This window comes from Chryseobacillus diguaensis, assembly GCF_049220665.1.
In the GTDB taxonomy this organism is placed as follows: Bacteria; Bacillota; Bacilli; order Bacillales; family Bacillaceae; genus Metabacillus_B.
Genome location: NZ_JBMKNV010000005.1, coordinates 175,637 through 188,202 on the forward strand (window position 1 = coordinate 175,637; position 12,566 = coordinate 188,202).

The window sequence follows — 12,566 nt, forward strand, 5'->3', positions numbered from 1 at the left end:
CGTTTTTTTAGTTTTTTTAATGTAAAAAGACGCCGAAATGGCGCCCTATTATTGTTGAGTTTCTTCTTCTTTTGTTCTATAAAGTTCTGGCGTGTTTGCATATGAAGCGACTTTTTGTCCGAGATTTGCTCTGAGTGATTGGATTTCAACGCTATCTGCCAAAAAGAGGTTTCTAACGTACTGATTTTCCGCGAGTTGATAAATCTCTGCAGCTTTCCTTTGCTCATCTGTAACGGCTTTGCTGCGTACTGTAGTTAATACAGATTGAAGATCGCTTTTGAATTTGCCAGTATTTGGCCCCGATGTTCCGTCTAGGACAGATTTAGCGATTTCTGGGAAGCTTTCTAATAGTTGTTTCGCCATATACGGATTTTCCTGCTCGCCTACGAAATCCTGCAGCTTTTTTATAGCGTTTGTTGGGTTTGTTTCGAGTAGGACATCAAGTTTCAAGTTCGATAAGTTACGCTCGAACTCTTTGAGATCCATTCCTAACGGTTTCACTGGATCCTCATTTATAACTTGCTTAGCTGCAGTTCTAGCGCTGATAAGGCTGCTTTTTCTTTCTTGGTTCATCGTTCTGGCATTCTTAATAAATGCATCCCCGAATTCTCTTTGAATCTCTTCTCTTCTGCGTTGTTTACCTTTATCAGAAAGGTCTTGATCCATTTCTAATTTTCTTATTTCTTCCCGATATAGCTGGTTCGTTGTGCCAACAAGTCCAGTAGTTGATCCCGAAATCTCTTGTGCCTTTTCGTAATGTGCAATCATCTCTTTAAATTTGCTCATTGTTTAAATCCCCTTTTATAGTTAGTTTTTTATAAATCAGCGACAATGTCGCCCCTTCTCCGCAATGCGTCCTCTACCAACTCGTAGCAACCCGGCTTTATCGGCTTTTTACAAAACAGCAGCTTTGCGTTCGTAAACTTCGATAATTTCCGATTTAGCTCGTCTTTATTAAGAAAGTGCTGGCATGATCCCGTCAAAACGGCGAGCGTATAGGTGTTTGGCAGTTCGGATAAAATCTGCTTCATCCCGTATAAATAGCCTTGTCGCTTCGAATTGATTTCCGAAGGCAAGAACAGCGAATAGATGCGTTTCAATTCAGATTCGCAGTAAACCTCGGCGCCAAGCCCATATTCTCCCGCCGATTCCTCAATCCGGACGTAAACTCGCGCGACTTGTTCAATCGGAGTTTTCATTCGCCTTTCTCCTCCTTTAGCCTTGCGAACACGAACGCGGTCCAATTTTTCTCCTTACACCCCATAGGAGACTTTGCCGCCAGATATTTCCGCTGCTTTCGCTGGCTTAACTTCGAAAATGCTACGTCTTTAGGCTTGCGTCTTCCCATGCGTACCTCCTTCCGTTAATACAAAAAGCCCTGCAGCAAGCCATCGATCCGCGTCGTAAATCAAGGCGATTGGATCCAGACCGCTTTTCAGGGCGTGCTCTGCGTATATTCCATTCGATATATAAATCATGCTCCGGCTCCGACCTCGGCTTCGTACTGCTGCCGTAATACTTCGTCGAGTTGTTCCGGTGTTCCGATGTTTCGCTGGCTGAATTCGTCCAGGAACGCTGCGTAAAGTTCGTCGGTGAACGTTTCCGATTCGAGGTAGAATTGATAGACCGGTTTATGGTTTTTAGACGAATTACAGCTTCGGCATGCCTGAACAACATTTGCTCGGGCGTTTGGACCTCCGAGTTTCATCGGTGTTACGTGATCGACGGTCGAGTTAAATCCGGAAATTTCATTCCCGCAATAAATGCAGCGCTTTTTCGCTTTTACTTCCGCAAACTCTGCCTTTAATAGCACGTTCATTACTCCGTACTCATCAGCTTTTTTCCGAGAATTGTCAATCCGAATCCTGAGATTCTTTTTATATTTGGCGTAATGACACTGATTGCACATATTCATATAGCCGGATCGATTACGTTTCTCTTTCTTCATCGCATTTAATGGCTTCCATTTATCGCAATTTCGGCAGTAAAGTTCATTCATCGCGCCACACCGCCCCGTAAACCGTCCAGCTTCTCGTTCATGCCTCTTAATATCTCTAAAATATCGTCCATTTCGCGCATAGTCTCTTCTCTCATCGCTCACTCACTCGCTCTCTCAGTTAATTAATTATTTTTTTATTTCGTCCTTAATTTGTTGTAGTACCTCGTGCATTTCCGCATGGACCTTTACGCCAGATACTTGTAGTTTACAAAGACCGTCTAGGTATGCTAGTAAAACCGTAACTCTCTCGCTCAATTCACTCACCTCGCTCTTGTCTTATTTCGCACCTTCGCCGTAGCATCATCGGAGCACTTGACGGCTCTAATTTTTAGTGTTATGATATAATTGGATAATTATAGATTCATTTAATATTAATGTGAAAAAAATTAAGTGAACTTCTTATAACGCTCGATCGCGGTTAGAAGATCGTCTGTTAACTCGAACTTCTGGGATAGTTTGAATCTTACCTTCTCGCCCATATTTCTGCGATTGGTTTCGATGGCCGCTATTGTCCCTTCTGCTACTCCGATAATTTTCGAAAACTCCGGCTGTGAATAACCATAGTAATGTCTAATCGCCTTCATCGTTTTACCATCCATAGCAATTCCCTCCCTTTCTTACAAATACTTAAATAAAATGGGCTATCTGCCCTATACTACATAATGGCTTTTTTCTGCGCTAAATAGCGTGAATCCGACCTTTTTCTATGAATTTTCACCTCACAAGCCGACAAATTATTCCCAGGATATTTTTGAACATCGCAAACATGTCTTCGGCCGTCGTGCGCATAAAAAGCACCGTTGCATTCCTTGCAAACTCGTATTCTATTAGTGTCTAATTTTCGGATTGCACTCCGAACTTCCCTGAACGTCCGCTTTTTCTTCGGTTGTTTTTCGTTCCACGGCGATTCATCCGCATATTTGTTCACATAATAGTCCTCTTCGGTCTTCACTTTTTCGATTAACGCTGTGAACTCCTCAACAGATTCCGCTTTATCTTCCGAGAAGAATATTTCCTCAATCGGATCCCTTACGCTGATCGCTTTCTCTTCGACTGTGAACGGCGGCAATGTATCCTCGTCGCTATCGAGCGTTACTATCGCTAATTCTTTGGCGGCCCTTTTCCGAGCGTCCCTGGTGCGTTTCAGCACGTTATAAACGGGATATTCCTCTTCACGCTCAGCAACCTGGTCAATAGCGAGTAGCCAGTCCGTCATTATGTCATGGACGCAATAAAACGTACCACTCTTTTTCTTAACGAAGGGATGCCGCATTATCTTATTGAAAAGATTTATCCTAAGGCGCCAGTCACTAAAAAAATATTGGACTAGAACCTTCCGAACTTCGAAATCTGAATCGTTATGGGCTTTGATAAACTGATGTACTTCGAAAATGGCTTCTTTCTTCTTTTGATAAGAACATGGTTTTCCCCTTTCGACGCTTTTATTTTTACCTTTTTGGATCCCTAGCTCTGCCGGCTGGTCTTGGTGTTGGTCCCCCTTTCTTTTATTCTTTTATAAGACCATCGATAAATGGATTAGCGCCTATTATTAAGGCAATTCTTTCGATAGAAAGGATTGCCGATAATATGAACGTTAGTGAATATTATCGTTATCTCTTTAACTCCGTTTCTTTAGCGCGCTATTATTTTAAGTCTCGTTATAAGTCTCGTTAGTACTTCTAGTTAACACATAAACGTAAAGGACGTTACCCTTGCTCGTTAGGTGTAACCGTCCCTAATTATTAGCGTAACCTCTCTCGGCCCTCCATTTTTTCATTCGGTCAACTGCCGCCGTCTTCCGGACTTCCCATCGTTTTATCGACGTCTGATAATTGGCGAAGGCATCCGGAAACTCTTCGAAAAAGGCCTTCTCACTTAACGGAACCATCGGCACGTAATAACCCTTTTCGGGAAAATCGATCAGGCCGACCGCCTTTAAATCGTCCAGATGCTTACTCGTAGTGTCCGGAACCTTTCCGTATTTGACCGCCAGGGTATCGAGTGCCGGGAATGCGCAGCCGATGTCCGGGTTATAAAGGTCGATGATTAGTGCGTAGAGGAACATTTTGTCTGCGCTCATGCGTTCATGGTGAATGTAGTGGCGGGCGTCGCTTGGAAGCGGAATGAAGAATTTTTCGTTATTGCCGGGGTTGCGTTTGTCGAAAATTTGCTGATTAGCCAACGTTATCTCCTCCTTTTATTTTTGACCGCTTAAAAAAGCCGTCACTTATAATACCCGTGTACTTGTCAATTTCGCGTGAGATTTCCCCAACTTTTTCCGAAAAAAAATTCCTCTACTACTTCTTGTGAGTTAAGTTGCTGTTTTCGCGCAGTTTTTCCGAAAGTTCTTCATAAATTAGTTAGACTAAAATTTTTAAATGGCGCAGTTTTTCCGAAAATAAAAAAAGACCGTACCTGGCCCGCCTCTTGCCGCTACGATCTTCGTTATATGCTGACAATGGTTGTAGCCATCATCCTCCTGCTCCTTTGTTGAAGTTTTAGATATTTCAACCGACTTTTCGTTTGCGAACTCACTAGTTACAAATCCCTTTCAGTTGAATGTATAGAAAAGACCCGAGGTTTTAGCAGCCCTCGGGTCTTTTTATTTCTTTTCTTATTCACCATATAATTCATAACCGCTTCCGCTGGCGTAATAGCTGCTGCTATCGTCTGAGTAACTATTGTTATAATTGTCATAAGAGCTGTAATCATCATACGAAGTATCTAACGTTGAATAGTCATCGTAGGAGTTGTAATCATCATAAGTAGAATAATCATCGTAAGTAGAATAATCGTCATAAGAAGAGCTGTCATAAGAAGAATCGTAGTTTGAGTAGCTGCTTAAAGAAGAATCGTAGTTTGAGTAGCTGCTTAAAGAAGAATCGTAGTTTGAGTAGCTGCTTAAAGAAGAATCATAGCTGGATGAATAGCTTGGCGTATAAGAATTATAATCGTATCTTTTGTATCCAGCCTCTCCCGTATAGGGATTGGTATTTCCGTATGTACTCCAGTTGTTGTAGAAGTTTCCATCAGGATCACTTCTGTAATGCCCGCTTACATATGTTCCATTTGATTTCATATATCCATTGACCCAAGTGGCAGCGAATGCCTTTTCCGAAAACACTGAAAAAGACAGTAAAGCCAAAATCAAAACCAATCCCTTCTTCATTTTTGTCCTCCTTTGCCATTTAATTTTTTTCCACTTTAAATATTAATGAAAAGAAGAGAAGTTGTATAGGTCTTTTTTGTCAGGGAATGTGAGCCAATAGACCTATTGTTGGGCTTTTTGTTCTGATACCTCTTTACAAGGGGTTCACGTAATAGTGATGAAAAAGATTTTGTACTAAGTTTTTAAATCTCCTTAATTATCCTCCCTTAACGCCATTCAATACCACTCGCTCTCGTCCTTTTTAATTAGGCTCTGTTAAAGAATGTTGTTGATTTTCTTATTGCACTAACTGGCAGTTTAGTGAAAGAAGGAATTCCTTATCGTTACGATTGTGTACTATATTTTATGTACTATTTCCAATATGATTTAGCAAAAAAGAAGTGCCCATACGGCAGATGATGCGGGGCACTTCTTTTCATAAAAAACAATTTTTTGTTGAAATTTACTAACCTCCAAAACAGCTAAAACAACTAAAACCGCCGCAACGCATGCCGCCACACATCATGCCGCCACCACACATCATGCCACCGCAACGCATTCCACCACACATCATGCCACCGCAACGCATTCCACCACACATCATGCCGCCGCAACGCATACCGCCGCACATCATGCCACCGCAACGCATACCTCCAAACATTCGCGGGTCTTGGAGAGAATCCATATGAATTAACTCACCAACTTGGAAATTATCCATTCCCAAAGTTTGAAGTTCATTTTGATAATTGAGCATTTTTACCTCCACCTTTTATTCAATAATTAGTTTAAACTGACATCTATCAAGAGATTTGAATAAAGAAATTTTGTCAGTTTTGTGTAAATAAAGAGATACTACGTGTACTCTCTTCAATAATATATGCTTCTTTTAGGTCGCTGTTACTGATTTAAAAGCCTATTTCACGTTAAAAGTATCATAGTACCCCCGTCAACCTTATTATTGTTGTGAACTAAAAGTGGACTACTTACCCTTGTTTGTATCGGAGTAAGATTGTGAAGTATTACACTTAAACTATCTGGGTGCTTTAGCCAAACAAGACATACTCAAAAGACCGAATTAAATTGGTCTTTTTTTTGGTTAAAAATCAACAATATTCTTTAACACAGCCTTTAATTAACAGAGCCTTTTATTTACCGCAGATCCATTTTGATACCGCCAGCACCCGCAGCTCTTCGTACTTCCGGCTTCCGCTGCTCCCCGGCCTTCACGACTAACTCGTCAATGGATCCCGTTTCTACTATATTAATATGGAGCGATCGAACTCCGTATATATGTGGCGTGATAATCAATAGAACCGGCAGGATCGGCGCTCTTCCCTCCGGCTGCCAGCTTTCGGCTTTCCATAACTCCGATAGTACGTAAGATTCGTAGCGCGCTATTTTCTCCGCCATCACGGCCTCCGAATATAGTGAGCGCTGGACTTCGATCCAGAATACGCCGCCCCGCCAGATTGCGAAAATGTCCGGCTCTGCGAAATGAGTCTTCGGGCCTAACTTTGGCTCCACTCGGAAGATCTTCGGCTTCTTATAGCGAATCATTTGCCGGTAGACCTGGACGAGTTCGAGAAAGTGCGGAATCTTGGCGCTATCCTTCTTTAGCGACTTGTCGGCAGGCATATATACGAAGGGAACGAATTTGTTGCTGCGCTCGATCAGTCTGTCCCGATGCAGGCGTTTAAGGACGGAATTGGCGCCGTTCTCTGGACTCTTTACTCCGCTAAAGTGAATATCAGCGATATCATCACGGCTCATTACTCGAAACCGCGCCAGATCGTCTATGATAGCTTTATCGCGAGCTCTCATTTTTAATGGCCTCCTCGTCGATAGTATTGAATATGGTGGGCAGTTGTGCCGGAGTCTGTACTTCCTCAATAGGCGCAGATGTCTGCGTAGCTGGCGCAACCTTAAACGGTTCCAGCAACCGCTTAGTTTCCTCTTCATCCACGAATGGCGCCTTAAACTCCGTCAATTTCTCGGCCGCAAGGATCATCCGGCCCTTTTCGTTGATTTCAATATCCTGCGCACCTGGCACGCCGGCTATCTCCGCATTCTTGGCGTTTGACTGGCGTCCGCTTATCCTGACCGTAAGATTATTCTTTAATCGGCCGTCCATCACCTTATAATCCGGACGCTGCATCGAAAGGACGAGGTAAACGTCTAGGCTCCGACCGATAGAACTTATATCCTCAATAATCGCTATCAGCGCCTTTTCCTGGCGTATGAGCGCGACTTCATCGATCACGACCACGATCATCGGCAGCTTCATCGGCAGGTCCTTAACGTGGAGGACTTCGTGCTTATCGAGCAGCTCTCCTCGCCTGGCTAATTCCGCTTTCACGTTCCGCAAAGCCGCGCCGAGCGATACCGCATCCATACAGACATCGGAGACAGTCTCTAGCCGGCGAAATAAGCCCATTTCGGCCCTTTTTAGGTCGCCCAGTACCATACGTATGTCCGCAGGTTTAAACGCCAAAATCCACGTAATTAGCACGGCGCGAAGAAGGCTAGACTTGCCACTGCCAGTCTCTCCGCTGATGAGTAAATGCGGATGTTTCGCCATATCGAAGGCCAACGCCCGCCCGTTCAAGTCTCGGCCGCAGATGACCGGCAGCCGCATGCCCGCGATTACCTCCCGATAGTCCTCGAAATTATAACGAATCAGAGCCGGCAATCCTTCGAAATAAACCGTCAGAGTAAAGCGTTTAGTCCGGCCGGCAAGCTCGACCTGCTCTCCGAAAAGTTGATGAAATACGAATTCAGCATCGGATAACTCCTCCGGATTGAATCCGTTGGGTATCGTGAAAACATAGCGAAGATAATTTGCAGCAATATTGACGTCATGGATCCGCGGATACTGCTTGCGATCGCCATGTTTCAGATAAATGCCGCCAGCTTCGAATGCTTTCATCAAACGGCCACGCGCTTTCATTTTAAGATAGTGCGTCATCATCGATTTCAACGCGCTCACCTCCACGATATGAACGGGCTGCTGTACATCAGATAAAGGAAACCTCCGAAAGCTGCAACGGGTAAGGCAACCCGCAGGACAGCTCCGACTCCGTCCGCAATATCGTATAAGCCCATTCGAACCAGGAAACTCTCGGCATTTACCGCGATTAGGACGACTCCTGCGGCTATTAGGGCGACCGGATCCAGCAGCGCGCCAGGACTTGCCGTTATTAGACCGAGTGTTCGGCGCTCGGGATTCCTTCGACCGTATTGCCCGCGCAGAAAGTCGCCTACGCTCATTCGTTCCACTTCGATCCTCTTCATTCTCTAAACACTTCCTTAGTAGCCCGCCATTTCAACGCTGACAGACCGATTAATTAGTAGCGGTACTTTTCCGTTAGTTAGTAAAAACTGCGGTAGGCTTTTCGCTGCTACTTAGTAGATGATATGTAACTGATGAGAAGAAATTGCCTGGCCGGTTAATTTTATTGCTTGACCGGTTTATTTTTGGCAAATAAAAAAGGCCCTAATAGGACCTTACCGAATAATCCCGAAAATATCGTTGACAGTTCGATCCAGCTTCTCGGAAATTTTGATCGCTATTTCTAACGTTGGCTGGACGGAATTCTTTTCATAGCGATTATATTGCTGCGGACTTAAATCAAGCAATCGGGAAAATTCAGTCTGTTTCAAACGGAGATCGTGTCTTATATCGAAAAGTTTATTCCGGACTGGCATACCGATGTCACCTCGGTATGTAATTTCGATATTAGGACTTAATATCCTTTTTATTGGAAACCGCCTTTTTTATCTTTTCGATAGGCTCTGTTAAACGATAATGTTGATAATTCATCAAAAAGAAAAAGGACCCGTTTGAGGTCCTTTTGTAGATTTCATCTTCAACTCAAGCACCCGTTACTTGAATAAGTAAACTTGGTTTTCTAACGAATATTATCTTCGTACTGCGATTTAGGGCAAACAACTAGTACACAATACCTAAATCTACATAGACTAGGGATGAAAAACCAAATAAGGAGGTCATTAAATGTCAGGTCATTTATATGGTGGGGGAATTGGCTATGGTTTACCTGGCCACGGAGGATGTCCGCCTCAATACTGTCCACCTCAAGCGTTTCCTGCTCAGTACGATCCGTCACAAGTTTCACCTACAAAACAATATGTTAAAACAAATCTGTTCAATACTGTAGTAAATAATATTCACCCTTCTCACACCACTACAGTCAACAAGCACATGACCACTCATCAACACCATTTTCCACACACCGAATCCTGCGTAAATGAATGCTGCGAACAGCATATAATGTGCGGAGTACCGGTTAATCCTTGTTGTCCGTCTAGACCATACGGATTTTAACTTCTAAAAGCCCCCTATTCGGGGGTTTTGCATTTATTCTAAATTATTTTCAACTACGCAGTTTGGGTCAAATACAGCATAAAAGAGAGATGAAAATCCATCTCGCTTTTTCAACTATCATGCTTCGTTTGTTGAATAAGAAAATCTACAACATTCTTTAACAGAGCCTTTCGATAAAAGAAATGAGTTCTTTATATCTGTCATAATGAGATCCAAGGGCATAACGTACTTTATTATTTTCAAATGAATAGCTCTCACATTTAAATAAAGTCCCTTCGTTAAATGAAACCTCTAATGAAACTTTTCTATGATTTATACTATCGCGCAAGGATACTAGTTCTATAAACTCTTTTATTGATTTAATATCACTATAAGAAAAGAAACTAATATTTATATCGATAGGAAAGTCGTAATATTTCCAGTCTTCCGTACAAATCCATTTTATAATCCCCCTTTACAATTTTTACCTTAATTATACATTCTTTACTATTTTTTAAAAAGGATTTTAGGTATGTAAAAAGAATAAGACATTAGTACTACTAGTATACGGAGGAGATAATCGTGGCAAATTACGAATCAATTAAATTTGGAGATTTCAGGATGCAACTATTCTATAAAGATAACGAGGTTACATCAATTGCTCATTGCGGCAAGGTAACCGTAAATCAAACGGGCGCAAACCGGGACGAAACGATAGCAAAGACGATTTTAACTATGAACAAGATTTATAATACTAAGATCTATCAAATTAATCCGAGGATAAACTGACGTATTAACGCCCGGCTGGCCTGGCCGGGCTAGTTGTTTTTCATATACATATAGTTATATCGATGGTTGAATTCTTTTCGCTCATAAAGATAAGCCCGAGCAAATTAAAAAAAGATATGATTAACGGAATTGCTGTCAAGCTAAACAGCTGGAACATTACGCCTGAACTCGTATGTCCTAAATAAAACTTATGCGCGCCAATTCCTCCGAAAAATAAACACAACAAGATAGATTCCTTTATTTTTCACTCCCGAACACTCCCTTATATCGCTATTTTAACGGTAATGTAACATCGTAATCTTTCTTAGCAAAGTTCTCGTCGAACGCTTCCCAATTTAGGCGGATGCTCTTGATATTGCGGACGTCCTCTTTAGAAGTGAATCGGAACATCACGTCGCCGTCTTTCTTCGCCTTGCCGACGATTTCTCCGCCAACGTCTGCGGATCCAATTATGTCAGCGTCAATCTGAGTACCATCTTCGAGGACTAGTTTTGCCTGACTCGGCCAGGTCGTGAATTTCTTGGCGGAAGTATTTTCTAGTGTAAACCAGACGAAGATTCCCTGGTTCTTTCCGTCGACTTGCGAGTTATATTTCGGATTAACCTTCTCGAGATCCTGCGCAACTGATACGCCGTTTATCTTCGTTACTAATCCTTTGAAATCGTCCTTCCACTCGGCGCCGCGATATTTCTTGAAGCCGCCCTCTTCGACTGTGCCTTTCGAATCTGGTGCGACTTCTTTCGCTGCTGGCTCCGCTTTCGGTTTGGCCTCCGCCTTGGTTGCAGGCTTTGCTTCTGGCGCTTTGGCCTCCGTTTTAGTCTCCGCCTTTACTGGCGCCGCCTCTTCTTTCGCTCCACAACCGGACAACATTGCGATACACACTGCCGCAGAAAAAACAATACGTTTCATTTTCATGCTCCCCTCGTCCACCTTCTTATTCACCATAATTATATATGGTAATTTTTTACATTACTACTATGTAATTTTGCTCGACAATGTAAACGGGTATTTCCCTTTACAACTTAAACCCCTGAGTTTAATTTTTTGTGCGGATTGTTCTATCACCTAGTTTCGGTTTCTGGCAAAGGGCCCCTGGGGGTTCGGAAATATCCGGGAAATAACGCTGTATATCGTTGTATGCTTTATTCATAAGATGCTTTATCTAGTTAACATAATAGTAGCTAGAGGAAGTTACGCTATCTCCGAACCCTTGTGGCTGTAAGCTTCGCGGACTGCCCGAATTTATACGATTATGCAGAATCTATGCAGCGCCATTTCATGCGGGTTTGAGCGCCATTGCTACCGGTCAAGACTGCATAAACTACCGGCTATTTCCCGAGGCTAACACCGTGAAAATTTCGGAGGGTACGTCCGCCAGGCGGCGCTTGTTGACCGTTTGTAACGCTATGTATATCCGTAATCCTAACGTAGCCTAACGTTATCATCTATACGCAAACAGGCGATAGAGCGCGCTATCACTCGATAATGCGTTAATACAGCGAAGTGATACCAAAGTAATGCGCCTGTTACATAAGCGCAGGCAGGCCGCCCATCTCCGCCATATCTGCGTAGAATAATTCGTCCAGCTTACGGTTAACCACGCCATAGTAATAAGCGATAGCCTTACGGACGCGGCCGCCCTTTACCTTGCGGACTGTCTGCCGGAAAGCATCGCAGGCCAGTTGCGCAATGGTATCCGGAGAATGATCGATATAGCGAGTCTGCAACGTTGTCATGCGCCAATATTCCTCGATAATGTCCGCCTTGTTATAAAAGCATGCGACAAGATCCCGGAAACTGGCCGGCACTCTATTCGAAGTATATTCCGCAGATGCGGCAGAGTCGGCGCTTTCTACGTTCTTTTTATTATGTAGTGGTTGTTTTAAAGAGGGCTTGTTTTCTTGGCGTGACATCGGCGGCTCCTCTTGTGTGACAGCGACGACGGGCGGTAGTATAACGATAGCATTGGACGATTGCTGCATATCGGATGCACGCTTGGTTTCATATTGGCGTATAATACCTAAATCCTCTAAACGCTGACATACTCGAATAATTGTGCGCCGACATTTACCGATTAGCTTACCGATGTTTGATTTCGCAAGGAAGCTGACGCCGGTATATTTCGCTGAGTGACGATGCAGGACGTCTAGGATCCGCAGCATGGTTTCCGATAGCAGGTCCGCATGCTTTTCTTTGTGTGAGCGGACGGCCTCGTTTAATTGCTTTACGTTTGTAAAGGTCGATAAATTATCGTATGCTTCTACGCCGGCAATTAGCGTTATTTTATTTTTCCCCATTACTCTATCTCT

At 43.2% G+C, this 12,566-nt stretch carries 17 protein-coding genes; 2 read left to right on the forward strand and 15 right to left on the reverse strand.

What is annotated here, in order from left to right:
* Positions 1 to 48: 48 nt before the first annotated feature.
* The 12 genes from ACOT8F_RS10435 to ACOT8F_RS10490 form a co-directional block, all read right to left on the reverse strand.
* The gene (locus tag ACOT8F_RS10435; RefSeq protein WP_421651755.1) at positions 49 to 786 is read right to left on the reverse strand and encodes a hypothetical protein; all 738 of its coding nucleotides are present in this window, start codon (positions 784 to 786) and stop codon (positions 49 to 51) included.
* 29 nt (positions 787 to 815) lie between these two features.
* Positions 816 to 1,199: a hypothetical protein gene (locus tag ACOT8F_RS10440; RefSeq protein WP_421651756.1), complete on the reverse strand. Its 384-nt coding sequence runs from the start codon at positions 1,197 to 1,199 to the stop codon at positions 816 to 818.
* Between the two features lie 129 nt (positions 1,200 to 1,328).
* The gene (locus ACOT8F_RS10445; RefSeq protein ID WP_421651757.1) at positions 1,329 to 1,478 is read right to left on the reverse strand and encodes a hypothetical protein; all 150 of its coding nucleotides are present in this window, start codon (positions 1,476 to 1,478) and stop codon (positions 1,329 to 1,331) included.
* Positions 1,475 to 1,999: an HNH endonuclease gene (locus ACOT8F_RS10450; RefSeq protein ID WP_421651758.1), complete on the reverse strand. Its 525-nt coding sequence runs from the start codon at positions 1,997 to 1,999 to the stop codon at positions 1,475 to 1,477. Before ACOT8F_RS10450 ends, ACOT8F_RS10445 begins: the two co-directional genes overlap by 4 nt.
* Positions 2,000 to 2,385: 386 nt before the next feature.
* Complete coding sequence (locus ACOT8F_RS10455; RefSeq protein WP_421651759.1) at positions 2,386 to 2,583, reverse strand: helix-turn-helix transcriptional regulator; 198 nt, start codon at positions 2,581 to 2,583, stop codon at positions 2,386 to 2,388.
* Positions 2,584 to 2,654: 71 nt separating this feature from the next.
* Positions 2,655 to 3,215 (reverse strand): hypothetical protein, encoded by a 561-nt coding sequence (locus ACOT8F_RS10460; RefSeq protein WP_421651760.1) that lies wholly within the window; start codon positions 3,213 to 3,215, stop codon positions 2,655 to 2,657.
* A 519-nt stretch (positions 3,216 to 3,734) separates the two neighbouring features.
* A complete protein-coding gene (locus ACOT8F_RS10465) occupies positions 3,735 to 4,181 on the reverse strand; it encodes a hypothetical protein (protein WP_421651761.1) in 447 nt (148 codons plus the stop codon).
* Between the two features lie 432 nt (positions 4,182 to 4,613).
* The gene (locus ACOT8F_RS10470) at positions 4,614 to 5,168 is read right to left on the reverse strand and encodes a hypothetical protein (RefSeq protein WP_421651762.1); all 555 of its coding nucleotides are present in this window, start codon (positions 5,166 to 5,168) and stop codon (positions 4,614 to 4,616) included.
* A 445-nt stretch (positions 5,169 to 5,613) separates the two neighbouring features.
* Positions 5,614 to 5,901: a heterocycloanthracin/sonorensin family bacteriocin gene (locus ACOT8F_RS10475; RefSeq protein ID WP_421651763.1), complete on the reverse strand. Its 288-nt coding sequence runs from the start codon at positions 5,899 to 5,901 to the stop codon at positions 5,614 to 5,616.
* A 395-nt stretch (positions 5,902 to 6,296) separates the two neighbouring features.
* Positions 6,297 to 6,968, reverse strand: a complete 672-nt coding sequence (locus ACOT8F_RS10480; protein WP_421651764.1) for a replication-relaxation family protein — start codon at positions 6,966 to 6,968, stop codon at positions 6,297 to 6,299.
* Positions 6,952 to 8,115: an FtsK/SpoIIIE domain-containing protein gene (locus ACOT8F_RS10485; RefSeq protein ID WP_421651938.1), complete on the reverse strand. Its 1,164-nt coding sequence runs from the start codon at positions 8,113 to 8,115 to the stop codon at positions 6,952 to 6,954. Before ACOT8F_RS10485 ends, ACOT8F_RS10480 begins: the two co-directional genes overlap by 17 nt.
* Positions 8,116 to 8,651: 536 nt before the next feature.
* The gene (locus tag ACOT8F_RS10490; RefSeq protein ID WP_421651765.1) at positions 8,652 to 8,852 is read right to left on the reverse strand and encodes a helix-turn-helix transcriptional regulator; all 201 of its coding nucleotides are present in this window, start codon (positions 8,850 to 8,852) and stop codon (positions 8,652 to 8,654) included.
* Between the two features lie 307 nt (positions 8,853 to 9,159).
* Here ACOT8F_RS10490 and ACOT8F_RS10495 point away from each other — a divergent pair, with 307 nt between their 5' ends.
* Complete coding sequence (locus ACOT8F_RS10495) at positions 9,160 to 9,489, forward strand: CotD family spore coat protein (RefSeq protein WP_421651766.1); 330 nt, start codon at positions 9,160 to 9,162, stop codon at positions 9,487 to 9,489.
* Between the two features lie 600 nt (positions 9,490 to 10,089).
* Entirely contained in the window at positions 10,090 to 10,257 is a 168-nt protein-coding gene (locus tag ACOT8F_RS10500) for a hypothetical protein (protein ID WP_421651767.1), read from the forward strand.
* Positions 10,258 to 10,297: 40 nt separating this feature from the next.
* Here the strand turns inward: ACOT8F_RS10500 and ACOT8F_RS10505 are convergent, their stop codons facing one another.
* The 3 genes from ACOT8F_RS10505 to ACOT8F_RS10515 form a co-directional block, all read right to left on the reverse strand.
* Positions 10,298 to 10,483 carry a TM2 domain-containing protein gene (locus tag ACOT8F_RS10505; protein WP_421651768.1) on the reverse strand — a complete coding sequence of 62 codons (186 nt, stop codon included), beginning with the start codon at positions 10,481 to 10,483 and terminating at the stop codon, positions 10,298 to 10,300.
* Positions 10,484 to 10,527: 44 nt separating this feature from the next.
* Positions 10,528 to 11,166: a hypothetical protein gene (locus ACOT8F_RS10510; RefSeq protein WP_421651769.1), complete on the reverse strand. Its 639-nt coding sequence runs from the start codon at positions 11,164 to 11,166 to the stop codon at positions 10,528 to 10,530.
* A gap of 617 nt (positions 11,167 to 11,783) precedes the next feature.
* Complete coding sequence (locus ACOT8F_RS10515; protein ID WP_421651770.1) at positions 11,784 to 12,554, reverse strand: helix-turn-helix domain-containing protein; 771 nt, start codon at positions 12,552 to 12,554, stop codon at positions 11,784 to 11,786.
* Positions 12,555 to 12,566: the final 12 nt, after the last annotated feature.